The organism is Ornithinimicrobium carbonis (assembly GCF_977012275.1).
On record NZ_OZ348993.1, the window covers coordinates 2,002,203 to 2,021,908 of the forward strand.

Consider the following 19,706-nt stretch of genomic DNA (forward strand, 5'->3'; position numbering starts at 1 on the left):
CTCCTCACTTGGTCCGCACGCGCGGGTCGATCACGGCGTAGAGGATGTCCACGACGAGGTTGACGACGATGTAGATGAGGGCGGCCATCATGATGAGCACCTGCAGGACGGGGTAGTCCCGCCGCTCGAACCCGATGGCCAGCGCCTGGCCGATCCCCTGGAAGGCGAAGACCTTCTCGGTGAGGACCGCCCCCGCCAGCAGCGCCCCGATCTGCAGCCCGACGATCGTCACCACGGGGATGAGCGCGTTGCGCATGATGTGCCGCAGGCGCACGACCCGGGGGGTCAGGCCCTTGGCGCGGGCGGTGCGCACGTAGTCCTCGTCCATGACGTCGATGACGGCGGCCCGGGTGATGCGGAAGATGATCGCGAAGGGGATCGACGACAGGGCGATCGCCGGCAGGATCAGGTGGCGGAAGGCGTCCCAGGCGGCGTCGAACTCACGGGTGAGCAGGCCGTCCAGGACGTACATGTTCGTGATGTGCGTCGCGTTGATGCCCACGCTCTGCCGTCCCGACGGGGGGAGCCAGCCGAGCTGGACGGCGAAGACGTACTTCAGCACGTAGGCCAGGAAGAAGACGGGGACGGCCACGCCGACCAGCGAGAACATGATCGAGCCGGTGTCCAGCGGGCCGCCGCGCCGACGAGCGGCGACGTAGCCCAGCGGGATGGCCAGCGTGAGGGCGATGAACATCGCGAAGAAGCTCAGCTCGACGGTGGCCGGCAGCCGCTGCAGGAAGACGTCGAGGGCGGGCTCGCCGCGGAAGACGCCGTTGGAGGTCCCGAAGTCCCCCTGCAGGGCGCGCTGGAGGAACTTCCAGTACTGCACGGGCAGGGGCTGGTCCAGCCCGAGCTGGGCGCGCAGCGCCGCGGTGGACTCGGGGGTGCCGCGCTCGCCGAGCAGGGCGCTGACCACCCCGCCGGGCAGCGAGCGCAGCCAGGCGAACAGCAGGACGCTGAGCACGAAGAGGGCCAGGACGGCCTGCAGCATCCGTCGGACGATGAACCTCAGCACGGGGATCCTCCGGAGGGGGGTGCGGCGTGGGCCGCGGGGAGGGGGTTCGGGGTGCCGTCGACGTGGACGACGCTGACGTCGGCGGCGACGAGGTCGGCGACGAGGTCGGCGACCGCGGGCGGCGGACCGGGCACGGGGCCCGGTCCGCCGCTGCGACCGCTGGTGGGGCTGATCACCCCGCGGGGTGACCGGTCACTCGGAGATGGTGACGGTGGAGAAGTCCTCCGCCGTCAGCGGGCTGGGCACCAGACCGTCCACGTTCTCGGCGACCACGATGGCCGGCGGGCTGTGGGAGATCGGCAGGCCCGGGAGCCAGTCCTCGCTCATGATCTGGGCGTTGAGCTCCTCGTACATCCCGGTGCGGGTGTCCTCGTCCGGCTCGGCGTCGGCGGCCGTCAGCGACTCCTGCAGCTCGTCGTGCCAGTCGTACTCGCTCGTGCCGAACGCGTTCTCGTCGCCGCAGAAGAAGGCGCACAGGAAGTTGTCGGCCGAGTTCAGGTCACCGGTCCAGCCCAGGAAGTAGGCCGGGGCCTGGGAGGTCTGGGCGCCGTCGATGTAGCCGCCCGCCCAGGGCTTGGAGATCGGGTTGACCGTGATGCCGGCGGCCTCCCAGTCGGACTTGACCGCGTCGTAGACGCGCTGCGGGTCCGGCAGGTAAGGGCGGGTGACCTCGGTCGGGTACCACAGGTCGATCTCCAGGTCGGACTTGCCGGCCTCCTCCAGCAGCTGCTGAGCCTTCTCGACGTCGTACTCGTAGGCCTCCAGCGAGCCGTCGTAGCCGCTCACCGTGTCGGGCATGAACTGCGTCGCCACGGTCGCGCCCTCGGGCAGCTGGGAGGACACCAGCTGCTCGCGGTTGATCGCGTGGTAGAGCGCCTGGCGGACCAGCGGGTCGGCCAGCTGCGGGTCGGCGATCGGGTTCAGGCCCAGGTAGAGGACGTTGAACGGGTCGCGGATGAGGACCTGGTTGCCGTCGTCCTCCAGGCCCTGCCAGTCGACCGGGTTCGGCAGGTCGTAGCCGTGGATGGTGCCGGCCTGCAGCTCCTGGCGACGGGCGTTCTCGTCCGGGACGATCTTGAACACCAGCTCGGCCACGCCGGCCGGCTCGCCCCAGTAGTCCTCGTTGCGCGTGAGGGTCACGGTGCCGCCCGCGTTGTCGTAGGACTCGAACTTGAACGGTCCGGTGCCGGTCGGGTGCTCGTCGTACTCGGGGAAGACGAACGCGTCGCCCTCGGCCTGAACGTCGTTGGCGTTGTACTCCTCCAGCGCGGTGGGCGACTGGATGGCGTAGGACGACTGCGACAGCACCATGGGGAACTTGCCGGTCACGCGGCTGACCGTCACCTCGGCGGTGAGGTCGTCGACGGCCTCGCAGGACTCGTACAGCGAGTCCTCGCCGAAGCCGAAGTCGTTGCCGTAGTAGTAGGCCATCGCCGGGGACTGACCGACCTCGTTCTGGTCGGCCCAGCGCTCGAAGTTGTAGCAGACGGCCTCGGCGTCGAACGGTGTCCCGTCGTGGAAGGTCACGCCGTCCTGGAGCTCAAAGGTCCAGGTCAGACCGTCCTCGCTGCCCTCCCAGGAGGTGGCCAGCTCGGGGACACCCTCGGTGCCGCCCTCCTTGATGCCGATGAGGTTCTGGTAGATCTGCCGGCTGATCCGGAAGCTCTCGCCGTCGCTGGCGTAGAACGGGTCGAAGGTCGCTGGGGCGCCGGCCGCGCCGAAGACGAACGTGGCGTCCGAGCTGGCCTCCCCTCCGGCGGCGCCGTCGTCGGTGCCGCTCGCGGCGGTGTCGTCGTTGGTGTCACCGGTGTCCGAGTCGCGCTCCGACTCGGCACAGGACGTGAGCACCAGGGCCAGCGCGGCGCTGGTCGCCAGGGCCCCCACCATGCGGTTCTTCATCGTGCCTCCTAGGCATGGACGTGGTTCCGACCGGTACAGGGCCGGTCGAGCCGACCTCACCACAACCCGGCCCCCAGGGGAAGAGCGTGTGGCAAGTCGTGACGAGACCGTGACCTGCCCCGACGTGGGGGAAGGCTCGGGCAGGATGAGGGTATGACGCTCGAGCCCGGACGGGTGGCGGTGGCCGCCGTGGCCCTCGTGGACGACCTGCGCAGGCCGCGCCGGCTGCTCGCGGCGCGGCGCAGCGGGCCGCCGGCGCTCGCCGGCGGGTGGGAGTTCCCGGGCGGGAAGGTGGAGCCCGGCGAGGAGCCCGCGGCTGCGGCCGTGCGGGAGGCCGCCGAGGAGCTGGGCGTGCGGGTCGAGCTCGGGGAGCCTGCCGGTGGGCCGTGGCCGCTGGGCCGTTCCCACGAGATGCACCTGTGGTGGGCGGTCACCGCCCCGGGCGAGGGGGAGCCCCGTCCGCTGGAGGACCACGACGCGCTGCGCTGGCTGACCCGCGCGACACTGCACGCGGTGCCCTGGCTGGAGAACGACCTCCCGGTGGTCGAATTCGTGGCGGCGCACCTGGTGCCCGACGGCTGCGACAATGGTGGGCATGCCTTCTGACGACACCGGTTCCGGCGTGCGCGCCGACCGCCTCGACATCCGCAACGTGGCCATCGTGGCCCACGTCGACCACGGGAAGACCACGCTGGTCGACGCGATGCTGACGCAGGGCGGTGCCTTCGCCGAGCACCGCTCGCCCGGCGAGGACGTGGAGCGGGTGATGGACTCCGGCGACCTCGAGCGGGAGAAGGGGATCACCATCCTCGCCAAGAACACCGCCATCCACTACGCGGGCGCGCACGCGCCCGAAGGCGGCATGACGATCAACATCATCGACACCCCCGGGCACGCCGACTTCGGCGGCGAGGTCGAGCGGGGGCTGTCCATGGTGGACGGGGTCGTCCTGCTCGTCGACGCCTCGGAGGGCCCGCTGCCCCAGACCCGGTTCGTGCTGCGCAAGGCGCTGGCCGCGCACCTGCCCGTCGTGCTGTGCATCAACAAGGTCGACCGGCCCGACAGCCGGATCGCCGACGTCGTCGACGAGGTCTACTCCCTGTTCATGGACCTCCTCGACGACCACGACCCCGAGGTCGTCGAGCGGGCGCTGGACTTCCCGGTGGTCTACGCCTCGGCCAAGGCGGGACGCGCCTCCCTGACCGCCCCCCAGGACGGGGAGCTCCCGGACAGCCCCGACCTGGAGCCGTTGTTCGCCACCATCCTGGACACCGTGCCGGCGCCGACCTACACCGAGGGCGCGCCGCTGCAGGCCCACGTGACCAACCTCGACTCCAGCCCGTTCCTGGGCCGCCTGGCCCTGTGCCGTGTGCGGGAGGGCACGATCCGCAAGGGCCAGCAGGTGGCGTGGTGCCGCCGCGACGGGTCGGTCGAGCGGGTCAAGATCACCGAGCTGCTGCTGACCGAGGGGCTGGAGCGCAAGTCCGCCGACGAGGCCGGCCCCGGCGACATCATCGCCATCGCCGGCATCCCCGAGATCACGATCGGCGAGACCCTCGCCGACGCCGAGCACCCGGTCCCGCTGCCGCTGATCACCGTCGACGAGCCGGCCATCTCGATGACGATCGGCACCAACACCTCGCCGCTCGCGGGCCGGGTCAAGGGCTCCAAGGTGACCGCCCGCCTCGTCAAGGACCGGCTCGACAAGGAGCTCGTCGGCAACGTCTCGCTGCGCATCCTGCCGACCGAGCGACCCGACACCTGGGAGGTCCAGGGCCGCGGCGAGCTGGCGCTCGCCATCCTCGTCGAGCAGATGCGTCGGGAGGGGTACGAGCTCACCGTCGGCAAGCCGCAGGTCGTGACCAAGGAGATCGACGGCAAGCTGCACGAGCCCGTCGAGCGGCTGACGATCGACACCCCCGAGGAGCACCTCGGCACGATCACCCAGCTGATGGCCGCCCGCAAGGGGCGCATGGAGCAGATGACCAACCACGGCACCGGCTGGGTCCGGATGGAGTACGTCGTCCCCTCGCGGGGCCTCATCGGCTTCCGGACCGAGTTCCTCACCGAGACCCGCGGCACCGGCATCGCGCACCACGTCTTCGACGGCTATTCGCCCTGGTTCGGCGACATCCGCACCCGCCAGTCCGGCTCCCTGGTCTCCGACCGCACCGGCGTGGCCACCACCTACGCGATGTTCAACCTCCAGGAGCGCGGCACTATGTTCCTCGAGCCGACCACCGAGGTCTACGAGGGCATGATCGTGGGGGAGAACTCGCGCGCGGACGACATGGACGTCAACATCACCAAGGAGCGCAAGCTCACCAACGTCCGGTCCGCGGGCGCAGACGTGCTCGAGCGGCTCGTCCCGCCGCGCCTGCTCTCCCTGGAGCAGTCGCTGGAGTTCTGCCGCGAGGACGAGTGCGTGGAGGTCACCCCCGAGGCCGTCCGCGTCCGGAAGGTCGTCCTGGACGCCAACCTGCGCGCCCGCACCGCGGCCCGGGCGCGCAACAAGTCGTGACGGCCGCCGGCGGGGGACCCGTCCCGGACCCGCCGGGACGGCCCGACCTGCGCGCCGCGGCCGCCGCCCCGGACCGGCCCCTGCGCGTGGTCGCCGTGCACGCCCACCCCGACGACGAGACCCTCGCCACCGGGCTGGCGCTGGCGCACTCCGTGCTGGCGGGGGACGAGGTGCACGTGATCACCTGCACCCTCGGCGAGGAGGGCGAGGTCATCCCCCCCGACCTGGCCCACCTCGAGGGGAGCGAGGAGCTCGGTCCGCACCGCCACGGCGAGATCACGCGGGCCACGGCCGCCCTGGGCGTGCAGCACCACTACCTGGGCGGTGACCGGCCACGGTGGCGCGACAGCGGCATGGCCGGCTCGCCGGCGGCGCGGCACCCCCGGGCGTTCGCCGCCGCGGACGTCCCGGAGGCCGCCGCCGTCCTCGCCGGCCAGCTGGCGCAGGTGCGGCCCGACCTCGTCCTGACCTACGACCCGCAGGGCGGCTACGGCCACCCCGACCACGTGCAGACCCACCGGGTCACGGTCGCGGCGGTGCGCGCCATACCCCGGGACGAGCGTCCGCGGCTCCTCGTGGTCCTGACCCCGCGGTCCTGGGCCGAGGAGGACCGGACGTGGCTGCAGCGGCACGTGCCCCGGGGCGCCCGCAGCCCGGCGGGCGGGACGGTCCGCGTCCCGGCGACGGACGACCCGTTCCCGCCGTCGGTCGTGACCGACGGGCTCGTGACGCACGCGGTGGTCGACGCCGACGCCCTGACCCGTCAGGTCGCGGCGCTGCGCGAGCACCCGACGCAGGTGACCGTGCACGAGGAGTGGTACACGCTGAGCAACGACGTGGCCGCCCGGCTGCCCGGCCGGGAGGGCTACGCCGTGTGGGAGGTCGAGGAGTCCTGAGCACGCCCACGCCCGCGCCGGGGGACGACCCCGAGGTCGATCCCGGCCGCTACCGGCAGGCCATGGGCCGGTTCGCCTCCGGGGTCACGGTCGTCACCTCCCGGCACCGGGGCCACGACGTGGCCCTGACCGTCGACACCCTCACGAGCGTGTCGCTGCGCCCCGTGCTCCTCCTCGTGAGCCTGCACGACGAGGCGCGCGTGCTGGAGGGGATCCGGGCCGGCGAGGCCTGGGGCGTGAGCATCCTGCCGGCCCGGCACCGGGCCCTGGCGACCTGGCTGGGGGAGCCGGGGCGACCGCTCCACAACCAGCTGGCCCGGGTCTCCCACCGCCGGGGGGAGCGCACCGGGGTGGCCCTCGTGGACGGTGCGCTCGCCACCTTCGAGTGCCGAACCTTCGCCGTCCACCCGGCGGGGGACCACCAGCTGTGCGTCGGCGAGGTGGTCTCCGTCGACGTGCCGACGACCGACGAACCCGCGCTGGTCCACTACCGTGGGGGGCTGGGCGAGCTGCGGTGACCGCGCCGCGGCCCGCCGCCGAGCACCGCTGGACCAGACGGAGGGACCACCCGCACGATGAGCGACGCACCTGACGACGGCACGGGGCTGCAGGAGGAGTCGCGCACGGGGGGCGAGTGGAGGGCGGTCGTGCTGCGGCTGCTGGCCGCCGTCGTCGTGCTCGGGGGGATCTACGTGGGAGCGGCGCTCTACTTCCAGGACCGGCCCCCCGCCGGGATGACGGTGGACGGGATCGACATCGGGTCGATGACCCGCGACGAGGCCGTGGAGCGCCTGGACCGCGAGCTGGCCGACCGGCTCGAGGAGCCGGTGGTCGTGACGGTCCGGGCGAGCGGGGACGGCGGTGGGGCGGCAGGGGTCGACGGGGCCGACGAGGTCGCCGACGAGACCCTCGAGCTGGTGCCGGAGGACGCCGGGCTGGCCTTCGACCTCGACGCGACGCTGGAGGGGGCCACCGGTCTGAGCTTCGACCCCCGCGTGCTGTGGTCGCACGTCTCCGGCAGCGACCGGTCGCTGCCGCTCGTGGGGGTGGTGGACCGCGCGGAGCTCCGGGCGGCCGTCGAACGGCTGGCCCAGGACTACGACACCGACGTGGTCGAGGGCCAGGTCACCCTCACCGACGAGGGGGTGCGCGTCGTCGAGGCCGAGGTGGGACGGACGCTCGACGTCGGGGCGACGGCCGAGGCCGTCGCGGGCGCCTGGCCGGACAGCAGGGAGGCCGACGGTCGGGCCATGGTGGCTGCGCCCACCCTGTCCCAGGACGAGGTCGAGCGGTTCACCCGCGAGGAGGTGGACCCGGCGCTCTCCGGTCCGGTGAGCGTGACGGCCACCCGCGGGTCGGGTGACGACGCCCCCACCGCCACGGCCGAGATCGCGCCGCGCGAGCTCGTCGAGCTGCTCGGGACCGAGCGCACGGGGGACGCCCTGGCGCTGACGCTCGACGAGGACGGCCTGCTCGCCCGCATCCGTCAGGACATCGGCCAGCTCGAGCGGGGCCCGCGGGACGCCACCGTCGAGCTGGACGGGGACGACGTGGTCGTCGTCCCGGCGCGTGCCGGGACGGAGCTGCAGGAGGAGGGTCTGTTCGACGCCGTCCGCGCTGCGCTGTCCGCCGACGGTGACGACCGCACGGTCGAGGCGACCCTGGCGGCGGTCGAACCGGCGATCCCCACGGAGGTCAGCGAGGACTGGACCTTCGAGGAGATGTCGGAGTTCAGCTCGGTGTTCCCGACCGGGGAGGCCAACGCGGCCCGCACCCACAACCTGCGCGTCGGTGCGGAGAACGTGAACGGCACCGTGGTCATGCCGGGCCAGCAGTTCAGCCTCGGGGTGGCACTGGGGGACCTCAGCGAGGCCGGGGGTTACCGTGAGGCACCGGTCATCGTGGACGGCCGGCTCGTCATGGGGCTGGGCGGTGGACTCTCCCAGATCTCCACCGTGGCCTTCAACGCGTCCTGGTTCGCCGGGGTGCAGCTGGACGCGCACACCCCGCACTCCTACTACATCTCGCGCTACCCGGCCGGACGGGAGGCGACGCTGGCCTACCCGGTCATCGACAACGTGTGGACCAACGACACCGACAACCCCGTCGTCGTGCGCTCCTGGATCGAGGGTGACCAGATCCGGATGGTCCTCCTGGGCGAGCGGCAGTACGAGGTGGAGACCGTCGACGGACCGCGACGCGACGTCCGTCAGCCCGAGCGGCACGAGGACGACAGCCCCGAGTGCGTGCCGCAGGGTCCGGCCGAGGGGTTCACGATCACCAACGTGCGCATCCTGCGCGCCGGCGGGCAGGAGGTCTCGCGGGACGAGTTCACCACGACCTACGCCCCGGCGGACGAGGTCGTGTGCACCCATCCCGAGGCGGGCTTCTGAGCACCCCGTGCCGTCCGGGTGCCCGGAGACGGCATACTCTGTCCCCATGACGTACGTGATCGCCCAGCCGTGTGTGGACCTCAAGGACAAGGCCTGCATCGAGGAGTGCCCGGTCGACTGCATCTACGAGGGCGAGCGGTCGTTGTACATCCACCCCGACGAGTGCGTCGACTGTGGCGCCTGCGAGCCGGTCTGCCCGGTCGAGGCGATCTACTACGAGGACGACGTCCCGGAGGAGTGGGCGGAGTACTACAAGGCGAACGTCGAGTTCTTCGACGACCTCGGCAGCCCCGGCGGTGCGGCCAAGATGGGCATGATCCCCAAGGACCACCCGATCATCGCCGTGCTGCCACCGCAGCCGCACGACGAGTGAACCGCACCCCCCGACCGGCCTACCCCCCACCAGGAGGACAGATGACCGACCCGACCACCACGCCCGCGGCCACGCTGCGTCACGGCGAGAACGAGCTCGAGCTGAAGGTGGTGCCGGCCGTCGAGGGAAACAACGGTCTGGACATCAGCGCCCTGATGAAGACCACCGGTGACACCACGCTGGACGTGGGGTACGTCAACACCGCCTCCTGCCAGTCCGCGATCACCTACATCGACGGGGACGCCGGGATCCTGCGCTACCGCGGTTACCCGATCGAGCAGCTGGCCAAGGAGTCCAGCTTCCTGGAGACCAGCTACCTGCTCATCTACGGCGAGCTGCCGTCCGCGAGCGAGCTGGAGGACTTCGACCAGCGGGTGCGCAGGCACACCCTGCTCGTGGAGGACATGAAGCAGTTCTTCGACGGCTTCCACCGCGACGCGCACCCGATGTCGGTGCTGGCCTCCTCGGTGTCCGCGCTGGGCACCTTCTACCAGGACAGCCTGGACCCGCGGGACCCGGAGTCGGTGGAGATGTCCACGATCCGGTTGATCGCCAAGCTGCCGACGATCGCCTCCTACGCGTTCCGCAAGAGCCAGGGCAAGTCCCTGCTGTACCCGGACAACAACTACAACCTGGTGGAGAACTTCCTGTGGATGACCTTCGGTCAGCCCACGGAGGACTTCGATATGGACCCCGACCTGGCCAAGGCGCTGGACCTGCTGTTCATCCTGCACGCCGACCACGAGCAGAACTGCTCCACGTCCACGGTCCGCCTCGTCGGCTCCTCGGAGGCCAACCTCTTCGCCTCCATCTCCGCCGGCATCCAGGCGCTGTCCGGCCCGTTGCACGGCGGGGCCAACAGCGCCGTCCTGGCGATGCTCAACGACATCCACGACCGCGGCGGCGACGTCAAGGAGTTCGTCCGCAAGGTCAAGGACAAGGAGGACGGGGTCAAGCTCATGGGCTTCGGCCACCGGGTCTACAAGAACTACGACCCGCGCGCGGCCATCGTCAAGGAGACGGCGCACGAGCTGCTGGAGAAGGCCGGGCACAACCCGCTCCTCGACCTCGCCATGGAGCTGGAGCAGACCGCCCTGGAGGACGACTACTTCGTCGACCGCAAGCTCTACCCCAACGTCGACTTCTACACCGGCCTGATCTACGAGTCGATGGGCTTCCCCAGCAACATGTTCACGGCGCTCTTCGCGATCGGCCGCCTCCCCGGCTGGATCGCGCAGTACCGCGAGATGATCAACGACCCGGCCACCAAGATCGGGCGTCCGCGTCAGGTCTACGTCGGCGAGCCCGAGCGGCAGTACGTGCCCACCGGGCAGCGCTGACCGGCCCGGCACCGGGGGCCGGCCCCACGGGGCACGTCCCACGCACCGCCTGACGACGGCCTCCGCAGCACTGCTGCGGGGGCCGTCGGCGTCTGCGGGGGCCGTCGGCGTCAGCCGAGCTCGACGACGACCTCGGTGGCGGGGCGGGCCTCCTCGACGACGGCCCACTCCAGGTCCGACCGGTCCCGCTGCCACCGGCGGTCGCCCACCGTCACGCCGGCGACCCCCCGGGCGTCGGCGTGGGCGACCGCCCACGTCGCCACCGCCCACGCGGTGGCGGGGTCCCCGGTCGAGGCCCGCACCGTCACGGTCCCGGTCCCCGACGACCCCTGCCCCGACCCCGGCCCCTCCTCCAGCGCGACGACCGGGCCGAACTGCTCCGCGAGGCCGTCGACCAGTCCGGCGGGGTCGCCCCGGCCGTCGTCCGCGAGGCGGCAGGTCATCAGGGTCCGTGCGCCCTCCTGACCGGTGAGCACGGAGGCGAGCACCCGGCCCTCCTGCTCGTGGTCGGCGTAGGCCTCGGGAAAGGCGCTGCGCTGGACCTCCTGTGCCACCTCGGTGACCACGCCGGTCTCCCAGCCGGGCACCTGGACCAGGGCGTCGTAGAAGGAGCCGGTCGCGTGCACGGGGTCGGTGACCTCCTCCTCGCTGCCCCATCCCTGCGAGGGCCGCTGCTGGAACAACCCCTGGCTGTCGGCGTCCCCGTAGCGCAGGTTGCGCAGCTTGCTCTCCTGGATCGCCGTGGCCAGGGCGACGGTGGCGGCACGCGGTGGCAGCTGCCGGGCCACGGACACGGCGGCGATCGTGGCGGCGTTGGCCGTCTGCTCGGGGGAGAGCCGCACGGTGGTGTCCCCGACCTGCACCAGGCACCGGTCGGGCCGCACCTCCTCCACGAGCCAGCGGGTACCGACCACCGCGCCGGCGCCGGTCACGGCAACCAGGGCCAGGACGGTCAGCGTGCCGGTGGTGCGTCTCACCCCGGGATCCTACGGGTCGGACCTGCCCGTCCCCCGGTGACGGCGGGCGCGCGGGCCCGGGCCCCGACCACGTAGGGTCGGGGGCTGTGAGCCGACACGAGTACCGCAAGGGGCCGGTGACGCTGCGCGGGACCCGCGTGCCCCGGAGCACGACCGACCAGCGCCTGCTCGACAGCCGCGGTGCCGCGGACTGGGTGCACACCGACCCCTGGCGCGTCATGCGCATCCAGGCCGAGTTCGTCGAGGGCTTCGGGACCCTGGCCGAGCTGGGGCCGGCCGTGGCCGTCTTCGGCTCCGCGCGCACCGGGCCGGGGCACCCGACCTACGAGCTCTCCCGCGCGGTGGGCTCGGCCCTCGTCGGGGCGGGGTATGCCGTGATCACCGGAGGCGGTCCCGGCACCATGGAGGGGGCCAACCGGGGTGCCACCGAGGCGGGCGGCACCTCCGTGGGCCTGGGGATCGAGCTGCCCTTCGAGGCCGGTCTGAACGACTACCTCAACCTCGGCATCAACTTCCGCTACTTCTTCGTGCGCAAGACGATGTTCGTCAAGTACGCCGAGGGTTTCGTCGTGCTGCCGGGCGGCGTCGGCACCCTGGACGAGCTCTTCGAGGCGCTGACCCTGGTGCAGACGGGCAAGATCACCAGCTTCCCGATCGTCCTCCTGGGCACCGCCTTCTGGGGGCCGCTGCTGACGTGGATGCGCGACACGCTCGTCGCCGGAGGCACCATCGGCGAGGCCGACCTGGACCTGCTGCGGCTGACCGACGACGTGGACGAGGCGGTGTCCTGGATCGCGAGCGAACGGGCCGGCCGCGCGGCCCGCGGGGCGGGGACCGGCACCCCGGACGTGTGAGCGGCGTGCCGGGGCTTCTCCACGGGTGCACCTCCGTGCGAGGATCGGTGCCGTGATCATCCTCGCAGCCGTCGTAGCCGTCCTCGCGCTCGGCGCGGGGCTGGCCTGGCTGGTCGCCCGGGCGGACGTCCCGGGCGTGCCGCCGGCCGTGACGACCGAGTCCGCCGTGCCGCTGCCCGCCGGGCCGCTGGGGCCGGACGCGGTGCACGGGCTGCGCTTCGACCAGGCCGTCCGCGGCTACCGGATGGCCCAGGTGGACGCAGCGCTGCGCCGGCTGGCCGAGGAGCTGGCCGACCGGGACGCCCAGATCGCCCGGCTCCGCGGCGAGCCGGGGGAGCGCCCGGCGCCGGAGGGGCACGAGCACGCCGATCTCACCGGAGGGATGCCAGCATGACCGACACCGCGCCGCACCCGGACCTGACCGTGGGTCCTGACGGGGTGGTCCGCTGCGCCTGGCCGGGCCTGGCGCACGCCGACTACCGCGACTACCACGACCGGGAGTGGGGCAAGCCGGTGCACGGGGAGACCGCCCTGCTGGAGCGGCTGTGCCTCGAGGGCTTCCAGTCCGGTCTGTCCTGGCTGGTCGTGCTGCGCAAGCGGCAGGCGCTGCGGGTGGCGCTGGCAGGGTTCGACGCCGAGCGGCTCGCCGAGTTCACCGACGCCGACGTCGAGCGCCTGCTCACCGACGCCTCCATCGTGCGCAACCGCCGCAAGATCGAGGCGGCGGTCACCAACGCGCGGGCCACCCTGGCCCTGCGGGACGGCGGCGGGCTGGAGGAGCTCCTCTGGACCCACGCGCCGGAGCCGACGCCCCGGCCGCACCGGTTCATCGACGTCCCGTCGCAGACCCCCGAGTCCGAGCTGCTCGCCAAGCGCCTGCGCAAGGCCGGCTTCGTCCAGCTGGGCCCCACGACCGTCTACGCCACCATGCAGGCCTGCGGACTGGTCGACGACCACCTGGTCGGCTGCTTCCGGGCCGGGGCCTCGCGCTCGGGTGCCCGGCTCACGGCGGTGCGCAGCAGCGCATGACCCTCGTCGCCCCCGCGCGACGCCCCCTCGACCTGCGCTTCGTCCTGGTCGTCGTCGCGCTCTGGACGCTGCTGCGCGCCCTGACCGCCGTGCTCCTGCACCGTCTGGCCACCCAGCACCAGGACCCCTCGGTCTACGACGACGCCGACGTCGCGCGGTACTTCCAGTTCGCCACCCTGTGGGACGGTGCCTGGTACGAGCGGATCGCCACCGAGGGGTACCCGACCGAGCTTCCCGAGCGGGACGGGCAGGTCCGGCAGAACCCCTGGGCGTTCTACCCGGTGTTCCCGCTCATGGCCCGGGTGCTGACCGCCCTGACCGGCCAGCCGTTCGCGGTGACCGCCACCGTGCTGGCCACCGTCCTGGGGTATGCCGCGGCGCTGGTCGTCGCGGGTCTGCTGCGGGAGCGCGTGGGGACGGCGGCGGCCCTGGGAGGGGTCACCCTGCTGGGCACCTACCCGGCCGCGCCCACCCTGCAGGTCGCCTACACCGAGTCGCTGGCGGTGCTGCTGGTCGCGGGCGTCCTGTGGCTGCTGGTCCGACGGCGGTGGGGGTGGGCGGCCGCCCTGGCCCTGGCCACCGGGCTGGCCCGTCCGGTGGCCCTGCCCCTGGGACTGGTCTGCCTGGTGGCGGTCCTCGTCCGGTGGCACGGACGACACACCCGCCCCGTGCCTGCGCGGGAGGCCGCCGGGATGCTCGCCGCGCTCGTGGGCTGCGGCCTGTCCGGCCTCGTCTGGCCGGCGGTCGCCTGGGCCCGCACCGGTCGCCCGGACGCCTACACCGCGACGATGTCGGCCTGGCGCGGAGGGGAGCCGGTGCGCCCGTTCCTGCCGACCCTCGAGCGGGTCCAGTGGCTGTGGGGCGACCTCACCGGCCTGCTGGTCCTGGGGACCGGTTTGGGGCTGCTGGTCCTCGCGGTGGCCGGGCCCTGGGCGCGGGGTCTGGGGGTGGAGATGCGCACCTGGTGCCTGGGCTACGTCCTCTACCTCTTCGCCGCCCTCGACCCGTGGACGAGCATCTTCCGCTATCTCATCCTGCTCTTCCCGCTCTTCGTGGTCGCGGTCGGCGGTGGCTGGGACCCCCGGGACCCCGCCGCGCGGCGGCGCCCGACGTGGGTGCTGGTCGTGCGCACGGTCACCCTGGCGGGCCTCTTCCTCGGCTGGCAGGTGTGGTGGGCCTGGGAGCTGTTCATGTTCGTCCCGCCCCGCGACGACCCGCCGTGAGCCGCGGCGTCAGCGTCCGGTGAAGGTGGGTCGCTCCTTGTCGAGGAAGGCCTGGACCGCCGCGCGGTGGTCCTCGCTGACGCCCGTGCGCCGCATGAACTCGTCCTCCAGGTCCAGCGAGTCGGCCAGGGAGTGCGAGGAGGAGAAGGCGATCGCCCGGCGGACGGCACCGTAGGCGCGCGTGGGTCCCTGCGCCAGCTGCCGGGCCACCGTGCCGACCCGGTCGGCCAGCTCGTCGTCGGGCACGACCTCGGTGAGCAGTCCCATCTCCAGCGCCTCGGCCGCCGGGAGGGTCCGGGGGAAGTAGAGCAGCTCCTTGGCCTTCGCCGGCCCCACGAGCCGCGGCAGGGACCAGGAGGTGCCCGAGTCGCAGGAGAGCGCGATCGCGGTGAAGGCCAGGTTCAGTCCCGCGGACTCCCCGGCGTACCGCAGGTCCGCCGCCAGGGCGAAGGCCGCACCGGCGCCCGCGGCCACCCCGTTGAGGGCCGCCACGACCGGCTTGTCCATGGTGACGAGAAGCTCCACCACCGGGTTGTAGTGCTCGGCCACGGTGCGCCACAGCTCCTCGGCGCTCTCCGCGAGCAGCTGCACGTGCTCCTTGAGGTCCTGGCCGACGCAGAAGGCGCGCCCCGTGCCGGTGAGCACCACGCAGCGCACCTGCTCGTCGTCGGCGACCTGGCGCAGGGTGGCGAGCAGCAGCTCCTTGGTGGCCACGTCCAGGGAGTTCATCGACTCCGGGCGGGTGAAGGTCACGGTGGCCACGCCGTCGACGACCTCCAGGCCGACGGGGGGCGGGGCGCTGGGGGTCGGTGCGGTGCTCGGCGTCGTCATGGGTCCAATCTACGCAGCGGGACCGCCCCCGGGACGGGCGGACCGCAGGGTCCCCTCCACGAACGCTCCGGCGGAGGGAGCCAGGGCGTCGGCGACCTCCAGCAGACGCTGCCGCACCCGCTGCCCCGGCCATCCCGGCGGCAGCACCTCCGCGGGCAGCCCGGGGTCCCGGAAGAGGAACTTGCGCCACTCGTGCACCAGCCGGGTGCGCAGGGGGTATGCCGCGTGCGGCGGCAGGGTGCTCAGGCCCGGCTCCGGCGCGGGCAGGGTGCGGGCGAACTCCTCGTAGGAGGCGGCCAGGGCGGGCAGGTCCCAGAGCCGGCGGGCCAGCTCGGCGGGGGAGCGCGACCCGTGGGGGTCGCCCGTCCAGGCGGTCCAGGCTGCGCCGTGGCCCTCGAGGACGGCGCCGAGCTCAGGGCTCACCCACGGGCTGACCCAGGTGGCCGTCGCCAGGTGGCCGTAGCCCAGATAGCCCAGCGACGCGGCCACGTGGTCGCGGCGCCGCCGGTCTCCGTGGTGCTCCACGACGACGACGTGCCAGCGTCCGTCCCAGGCCGGGGGACCCGGCGCGTAGATCCTTACGTGCGCCCGACGGAGCCGGTGCTGCGCGAGGGGCGTCGCGGCATACCCCCGGGCACCGTCGATGGTGCGGGCCGCGAGCCAGCCCTCGCGGACCAGCCGCGAGACGGCGGTGCGGGTCGCCGCGGGGGTGACCCCGCAGGTCTGTGCCAGGCGCACGACACCGGCGACGGGAGCCCACCACCCGTGGGCGGGCAGGTGGTCCCCGTACAGGTCGACGACGGCGGAACGGGCGTGCATCCGGCCAGTATCGCCCGGCCCGGCGGGGGCCGGGTCGATTAGGCGGGTCAGGAGGTTCGGTAGATAATGGTGCGTAGTCACCCAGGCCCGGGGCACCCGCGCCGGGCAGCGGTCCTTGGCCGCGCCACAAGGAAGGGCAACCCATGGCAGCAATGAAGCCTCGCACCGGCGATGGTCCTCTGGAGGTCACCAAGGAGGGGCGTGGAATCGTCCTGCGCATGCCGCTGGAGGGCGGCGGCCGCCTGGTGGTGGAGATGAACGCCGAGGAGGCCACGGCGCTCGGGGACGCCATCAAGGAGTGCGTCGGCTGACGCCACCCCCGCCGACCGTGCACCAGGCCCCCGTGTCACCGGACGCGGGGGCCTCGTCGTGCCCGGTGATGCGGGGGAGGGGGGCGTGGGTGCTGCGCGTGCGGGCCGTCAGCGGCGCCGGTGGGGTCAGCCGCGCGGGCGGCTCAGCGGCGGACCGCCACCAGCAGGCCGTCGCCCACCGGCAGCAGGGCCGGCAGCAGCCGGTCGTCGTCGCGCAGGGTCTTGCCCAGGTCGCGCAGCAGGGTGGTCACGGTGTCCCGGCTGGCCGGGTCGGCCACCTTGTCGTGCCAGAGCATGTCGTGCACGGCCAGCACGCCTCCCGGGCGCAGCAGCCGGATCGCCTGCTCGACGTAGGCGGGGTAGCTCTCCTCGTCGGCGTCCACGAGCACCAGGTCGTAGGCCCCGTCCGTGAGGCGGCCCAGCACCTGCACGGCGTCCCCGCTGATCACCCGGGTGCGCTGCGGCGGGATGCCCGCGGCGGTGAAGGACTCCCTGGCCGCGCGCTGGTGCTCGGGCTCGACGTCGATCGAGGTGAGGATGCCGTCGTGGGGCATCCCCTGGAGCAGCCACAGGCCCGAGCTGCCGGCCCCGGTGCCGACCTCGACGACGTGACGGGCGGCCACGGCCGCCGCGAGCAGCCGCAGCGCGGCCCCGGTGGCGCTGCTCACCGGACGGGCGCCGAGCTCCTCGCCCCGGCGCTGGGCCTGCTCGATCACCGGGTGGGGGGTGAGAAAGTCCTCGGCATAGGCCAGGGAGGACGCCTTCGCAGCTGCCATGGTCCCCACCCTATGCGCCGCCGGGACGCACCGGCGCCCGCCGGGACGCCCTGATCGTCCAGCAGGCTCCCAGCAGACCCTGCCAGCCTGGGGTCATGAGCCAGCAGGGCGTCGCGACGGAGCTCCTCGAGCTGTCCCCCACCGGGGCGGACCCGACGTGGGTCCCCCCGTCGTGGGAGGAGATCGTGCGTGAGCACTCCGCCCGGGTCTACCGCCTGTCCTACCGGTTGACCGGGGACCCGCACGAGGCCGAGGACCTGACCCAGGACGTCTTCGTCCGGGTCTTCCGCTCCCTGGACAGCTACCGCCCCGGCACCTTCGAGGGCTGGCTGCACCGCATCACCACCAACCTCTTCCTGGACCGGGTCCGGCGACGTCAGCGGCTGCGCTTCGACGCCCTCACCGAGGAGCTCGCCGCACGCCTGCCGGTCCGGGCCCTGGCCGGCCAGCCGGAGGAGGCCTACGAGATGAACCACCTGGGCCCTGACGTCCAGGCGGCTCTCATGGCGCTGCCGCCGCAGTTCCGCGCGGCCGTGGTCCTGGCCGACATCGAGGGCTTCTCCTACGAGGAGGTCGCCCGGACGCTGGGGGTCAAGATGGGCACCGTGCGCTCCCGGATCCACCGTGGCCGGGCCCTCCTGCGCCAGTCCCTGGCCCACCGGCGCCCGGCTCCGGCCCCGGCGGAGGGTCGCGGTCCCCGTCCGCGCGGGCTCCCGGCTCCGGCCCTCGGGTGAGCGGCGGTCCCGACCTCCTTCCCGGGCTGGCACCATCGGGTCCCATGGACAGACGTCGACGCAGCGGGCGCACGAGCCTGGCGGTCGTGCTGGCCGCCCTCCTCGCCGGTGCCGTCGCAGGCTTCGGCGGAGGAGTGCTGGCCCACCAGCTGCAGCCCGACGCCCCGGTGGCGGCCCCCGCGACGCCGGTGGCCCACCGGAACCCGGCACCGGCCCCGGTGGCCGTCGACGGCACCGTTCCCGGCCTGTCCCGCGCCGTCCTCCCCAGCGTCGCGCTCATCTCCCTCGGCGAGGACGGGCAGGTGGGGCAGGGGTCGGGGTTCGTCGTGCGGGCCGACGGCTACCTGCTGACCAACCACCACGTCGTGGCTCCGGCCGGCGACGGGGGCCGGATCACCGTCGAGCTGCCCGGCCGGGAGCCGGTACCGGCCGAGGTGGTGGGCTCGGACCCGGTCTACGACATCGCCGTGCTCAAGGTGGACCAGGGCGACCTCGTCCCGCTGCCCTTCGCCGACTCCGAGGCCGTGGAGGTGGGTCAGACCGTGGTCGCGGTCGGCGCGCCCCTGGGCCTGGACAGCACCGTCACGAGCGGGATCGTCTCGGCCCTCGACCGTCCGGTCGTCGCCGGCGGGGACGACGAGATGAGCTACATCAACGCCATCCAGACCGACGCCGCGATCAACCCGGGCAACTCCGGCGGGCCGCTCCTCGACCTCGAGGGACAGGTGGTGGGGGTCAACTCCGCGATCGCCCAGCTGCCCACCAGCGCCCTGGGCGGTCCGGCCGGCAGCATCGGGCTGGGCTTCGCCATCCCGGCCGAGCAGGCCGAGCGCACCGCGACCCAGCTCATCGAGACGGGCCGCAGCGAGCACCCGGTGATGGGGGTGCACATCGACCTGCAGCACACCGGTGAGGGCGCCCGGGTGATGACGGAGGCGCGACAGGGTTCGCGGCCCGTGATCCCGGGCGGTCCGGCCGAGGAGGCCGGGGTGCGGGCCGGCGACCTCATCCTGCGCGTCGACGACACCGCGATCCGGGACCCCCAGCACCTGCTGGTGGTCCTTCGCTCCTACGCCGTGGGGGACACCGTCACCCTGCAGCTGCGCGACACCGGGGGCGAGGAGCGGACGGTGACGCTGACCCTGGCGGGTTCGGGGGACTGAGGACCCTCCTGGGCTGGGTAGGCTGTGGCCGGGATCGCACGGTGGGCGGCCGGCCACCGGGACGAGGAGAGGCGTGACGTTCTTCAATCTCACGAGCACCGAGATCATGCTGCTCGTGCTGCTGGCCGTCGTCGTGCTCGGTCCTCGTCGGCTGCCGCACTACGCGGCCCGGCTCGCCGACCTCGTCCGCAAGGCGCGGGACCTGGCCGAGGGGGCCAAGGCGCAGATCAAGCAGGAGATGGGACCAGCCTTCGAGGACGTCGACTGGCGCCAGCTGGACCCGCGTCAGTACGACCCCCGGCGCATCGTCCGCGAGGCCCTGACGGAGTCTGCTCCGGGCGAGCGGGGGCCGACGACCGGTGGAGCCGGAGCCCGTGGAGGAGCGACCGTGGCGGCGCGGACGGCCGCGGCCGGGGGGACCGGCAGGGACGCGGTCGGAGGAGCGACGTCGAGCCGCCCGCGCACCGGGGGCGGCGGGGGGACCGGTACCGGGGTCGGGCGGTCGTTCGACCCGGGTCGGCCGGTGCCCTTCGACCCCGACGCGACCTGAGG

Annotated in this window: 22 protein-coding genes; 15 read left to right on the forward strand and 7 right to left on the reverse strand. The window is 73.2% G+C overall.

Annotated features, from left to right (window positions below; genetic code table 11):
* Positions 1 to 4: 4 nt before the first annotated feature.
* Genes ACWHYA_RS09055 through ACWHYA_RS09065 form a run of 3 tightly spaced genes read right to left on the reverse strand, consistent with a single transcriptional unit; the run spans position 5 to position 2,914 of the window.
* Positions 5 to 1,015 carry an ABC transporter permease gene (locus tag ACWHYA_RS09055; protein ID WP_425941749.1) on the reverse strand — a complete coding sequence of 337 codons (1,011 nt, stop codon included), beginning with the start codon at positions 1,013 to 1,015 and terminating at the stop codon, positions 5 to 7.
* Entirely contained in the window at positions 1,009 to 1,149 is a 141-nt protein-coding gene (locus tag ACWHYA_RS09060) for a hypothetical protein (RefSeq protein ID WP_431473039.1), read from the reverse strand. The genes ACWHYA_RS09055 and ACWHYA_RS09060 overlap by 7 nt, the downstream gene beginning before the upstream one ends.
* A gap of 58 nt (positions 1,150 to 1,207) precedes the next feature.
* Positions 1,208 to 2,914, reverse strand: a complete 1,707-nt coding sequence (locus ACWHYA_RS09065) for an ABC transporter substrate-binding protein (RefSeq protein ID WP_425941747.1) — start codon at positions 2,912 to 2,914, stop codon at positions 1,208 to 1,210.
* 153 nt (positions 2,915 to 3,067) lie between these two features.
* Here ACWHYA_RS09065 and ACWHYA_RS09070 point away from each other — a divergent pair, with 153 nt between their 5' ends.
* The 7 genes from ACWHYA_RS09070 to ACWHYA_RS09100 are packed head-to-tail and all read left to right on the forward strand — an operon-like array spanning position 3,068 to position 10,437.
* Positions 3,068 to 3,520 (forward strand): NUDIX domain-containing protein, encoded by a 453-nt coding sequence (locus ACWHYA_RS09070; protein WP_425941745.1) that lies wholly within the window; start codon positions 3,068 to 3,070, stop codon positions 3,518 to 3,520.
* The gene (gene typA / locus ACWHYA_RS09075; RefSeq protein WP_425941743.1) at positions 3,510 to 5,435 is read left to right on the forward strand and encodes a translational GTPase TypA; all 1,926 of its coding nucleotides are present in this window, start codon (positions 3,510 to 3,512) and stop codon (positions 5,433 to 5,435) included. Before ACWHYA_RS09070 ends, typA begins: the two co-directional genes overlap by 11 nt.
* Positions 5,432 to 6,331, forward strand: a complete 900-nt coding sequence (gene mshB / locus ACWHYA_RS09080; protein WP_425941741.1) for an N-acetyl-1-D-myo-inositol-2-amino-2-deoxy-alpha-D-glucopyranoside deacetylase — start codon at positions 5,432 to 5,434, stop codon at positions 6,329 to 6,331. The genes typA and mshB overlap by 4 nt, the downstream gene beginning before the upstream one ends.
* Positions 6,310 to 6,849 (forward strand): flavin reductase family protein, encoded by a 540-nt coding sequence (locus ACWHYA_RS09085; RefSeq protein WP_425941739.1) that lies wholly within the window; start codon positions 6,310 to 6,312, stop codon positions 6,847 to 6,849. The genes mshB and ACWHYA_RS09085 overlap by 22 nt, the downstream gene beginning before the upstream one ends.
* Before the next feature lie 57 nt (positions 6,850 to 6,906).
* Entirely contained in the window at positions 6,907 to 8,724 is a 1,818-nt protein-coding gene (locus ACWHYA_RS09090) for a VanW family protein (RefSeq protein ID WP_425941738.1), read from the forward strand.
* A 46-nt stretch (positions 8,725 to 8,770) separates the two neighbouring features.
* Complete coding sequence (fdxA, locus tag ACWHYA_RS09095) at positions 8,771 to 9,097, forward strand: ferredoxin (protein WP_425941736.1); 327 nt, start codon at positions 8,771 to 8,773, stop codon at positions 9,095 to 9,097.
* 41 nt (positions 9,098 to 9,138) lie between these two features.
* Positions 9,139 to 10,437: a citrate synthase gene (locus tag ACWHYA_RS09100; RefSeq protein ID WP_425941734.1), complete on the forward strand. Its 1,299-nt coding sequence runs from the start codon at positions 9,139 to 9,141 to the stop codon at positions 10,435 to 10,437.
* Between the two features lie 110 nt (positions 10,438 to 10,547).
* On the opposite strand, the gene ACWHYA_RS09105 is transcribed toward ACWHYA_RS09100, so the two are convergent.
* The gene (locus ACWHYA_RS09105) at positions 10,548 to 11,414 is read right to left on the reverse strand and encodes a hypothetical protein (RefSeq protein WP_425941732.1); all 867 of its coding nucleotides are present in this window, start codon (positions 11,412 to 11,414) and stop codon (positions 10,548 to 10,550) included.
* A gap of 86 nt (positions 11,415 to 11,500) precedes the next feature.
* On the opposite strand from ACWHYA_RS09105, the gene ACWHYA_RS09110 reads away from it, so the two are divergent.
* The 4 genes from ACWHYA_RS09110 to ACWHYA_RS09125 are packed head-to-tail and all read left to right on the forward strand — an operon-like array spanning position 11,501 to position 14,520.
* Positions 11,501 to 12,268: an LOG family protein gene (locus tag ACWHYA_RS09110; RefSeq protein WP_425941730.1), complete on the forward strand. Its 768-nt coding sequence runs from the start codon at positions 11,501 to 11,503 to the stop codon at positions 12,266 to 12,268.
* A gap of 52 nt (positions 12,269 to 12,320) precedes the next feature.
* On the forward strand, positions 12,321 to 12,662 hold the full coding sequence (locus ACWHYA_RS09115; RefSeq protein WP_425941728.1) for a DivIVA domain-containing protein: 342 nt from the start codon (positions 12,321 to 12,323) through the stop codon (positions 12,660 to 12,662).
* On the forward strand, positions 12,659 to 13,297 hold the full coding sequence (locus tag ACWHYA_RS09120) for a DNA-3-methyladenine glycosylase I (RefSeq protein ID WP_425941726.1): 639 nt from the start codon (positions 12,659 to 12,661) through the stop codon (positions 13,295 to 13,297). The genes ACWHYA_RS09115 and ACWHYA_RS09120 overlap by 4 nt, the downstream gene beginning before the upstream one ends.
* Positions 13,294 to 14,520 (forward strand): hypothetical protein, encoded by a 1,227-nt coding sequence (locus ACWHYA_RS09125; protein ID WP_425941724.1) that lies wholly within the window; start codon positions 13,294 to 13,296, stop codon positions 14,518 to 14,520. The genes ACWHYA_RS09120 and ACWHYA_RS09125 overlap by 4 nt, the downstream gene beginning before the upstream one ends.
* Positions 14,521 to 14,529: 9 nt before the next feature.
* Here the strand turns inward: ACWHYA_RS09125 and ACWHYA_RS09130 are convergent, their stop codons facing one another.
* Positions 14,530 to 15,351 carry an enoyl-CoA hydratase-related protein gene (locus tag ACWHYA_RS09130; RefSeq protein WP_425941722.1) on the reverse strand — a complete coding sequence of 274 codons (822 nt, stop codon included), beginning with the start codon at positions 15,349 to 15,351 and terminating at the stop codon, positions 14,530 to 14,532.
* 9 nt (positions 15,352 to 15,360) lie between these two features.
* Entirely contained in the window at positions 15,361 to 16,170 is an 810-nt protein-coding gene (locus tag ACWHYA_RS09135) for a PaaX family transcriptional regulator (protein WP_425941720.1), read from the reverse strand.
* A gap of 143 nt (positions 16,171 to 16,313) precedes the next feature.
* On the opposite strand from ACWHYA_RS09135, the gene ACWHYA_RS09140 reads away from it, so the two are divergent.
* Positions 16,314 to 16,481: a DUF3117 domain-containing protein gene (locus tag ACWHYA_RS09140; protein WP_425941718.1), complete on the forward strand. Its 168-nt coding sequence runs from the start codon at positions 16,314 to 16,316 to the stop codon at positions 16,479 to 16,481.
* Between the two features lie 143 nt (positions 16,482 to 16,624).
* Here the strand turns inward: ACWHYA_RS09140 and ACWHYA_RS09145 are convergent, their stop codons facing one another.
* The gene (locus ACWHYA_RS09145) at positions 16,625 to 17,257 is read right to left on the reverse strand and encodes an O-methyltransferase (protein WP_425941716.1); all 633 of its coding nucleotides are present in this window, start codon (positions 17,255 to 17,257) and stop codon (positions 16,625 to 16,627) included.
* A gap of 95 nt (positions 17,258 to 17,352) precedes the next feature.
* Between ACWHYA_RS09145 and sigE the strand changes: the two genes are divergently transcribed.
* From sigE to ACWHYA_RS09160, 3 genes are all read left to right on the forward strand, one after another.
* Positions 17,353 to 17,991, forward strand: a complete 639-nt coding sequence (sigE, locus tag ACWHYA_RS09150; RefSeq protein ID WP_425941714.1) for an RNA polymerase sigma factor SigE — start codon at positions 17,353 to 17,355, stop codon at positions 17,989 to 17,991.
* Between the two features lie 44 nt (positions 17,992 to 18,035).
* The gene (locus ACWHYA_RS09155; RefSeq protein ID WP_425941712.1) at positions 18,036 to 19,154 is read left to right on the forward strand and encodes a S1C family serine protease; all 1,119 of its coding nucleotides are present in this window, start codon (positions 18,036 to 18,038) and stop codon (positions 19,152 to 19,154) included.
* A 73-nt stretch (positions 19,155 to 19,227) separates the two neighbouring features.
* Complete coding sequence (locus ACWHYA_RS09160) at positions 19,228 to 19,704, forward strand: Sec-independent protein translocase TatB (RefSeq protein WP_425941710.1); 477 nt, start codon at positions 19,228 to 19,230, stop codon at positions 19,702 to 19,704.
* Positions 19,705 to 19,706: the final 2 nt, after the last annotated feature.

What these genes read in the sequence shown, in the direction of transcription:
- ACWHYA_RS09090 (WP_425941738.1), top strand. Translation starts at nt 6,907, where the DNA reads ATGAGCGACGCACCTGACGACGGCACGGGGCTGCAGGAGGAGTCGCGC.
- fdxA (WP_425941736.1), top strand. Translation starts at nt 8,771, where the DNA reads ATGACGTACGTGATCGCCCAGCCGTGTGTGGACCTCAAGGACAAGGCC.
- ACWHYA_RS09145 (WP_425941716.1), bottom strand. Translation starts at nt 17,257, where the DNA reads ATGGCAGCTGCGAAGGCGTCCTCCCTGGCCTATGCCGAGGACTTTCTC.
- ACWHYA_RS09120 (WP_425941726.1), top strand. Translation starts at nt 12,659, where the DNA reads ATGACCGACACCGCGCCGCACCCGGACCTGACCGTGGGTCCTGACGGG.
- typA (WP_425941743.1), top strand. Translation starts at nt 3,510, where the DNA reads ATGCCTTCTGACGACACCGGTTCCGGCGTGCGCGCCGACCGCCTCGAC.
- ACWHYA_RS09130 (WP_425941722.1), bottom strand. Translation starts at nt 15,351, where the DNA reads ATGACGACGCCGAGCACCGCACCGACCCCCAGCGCCCCGCCCCCCGTC.
- ACWHYA_RS09135 (WP_425941720.1), bottom strand. Translation starts at nt 16,170, where the DNA reads ATGCACGCCCGTTCCGCCGTCGTCGACCTGTACGGGGACCACCTGCCC.
- sigE (WP_425941714.1), top strand. Translation starts at nt 17,353, where the DNA reads ATGAGCCAGCAGGGCGTCGCGACGGAGCTCCTCGAGCTGTCCCCCACC.
- ACWHYA_RS09140 (WP_425941718.1), top strand. Translation starts at nt 16,314, where the DNA reads ATGGCAGCAATGAAGCCTCGCACCGGCGATGGTCCTCTGGAGGTCACC.
- ACWHYA_RS09155 (WP_425941712.1), top strand. Translation starts at nt 18,036, where the DNA reads ATGGACAGACGTCGACGCAGCGGGCGCACGAGCCTGGCGGTCGTGCTG.
- ACWHYA_RS09100 (WP_425941734.1), top strand. Translation starts at nt 9,139, where the DNA reads ATGACCGACCCGACCACCACGCCCGCGGCCACGCTGCGTCACGGCGAG.
- ACWHYA_RS09125 (WP_425941724.1), top strand. Translation starts at nt 13,294, where the DNA reads ATGACCCTCGTCGCCCCCGCGCGACGCCCCCTCGACCTGCGCTTCGTC.
- ACWHYA_RS09070 (WP_425941745.1), top strand. Translation starts at nt 3,068, where the DNA reads ATGACGCTCGAGCCCGGACGGGTGGCGGTGGCCGCCGTGGCCCTCGTG.
- ACWHYA_RS09065 (WP_425941747.1), bottom strand. Translation starts at nt 2,914, where the DNA reads ATGAAGAACCGCATGGTGGGGGCCCTGGCGACCAGCGCCGCGCTGGCC.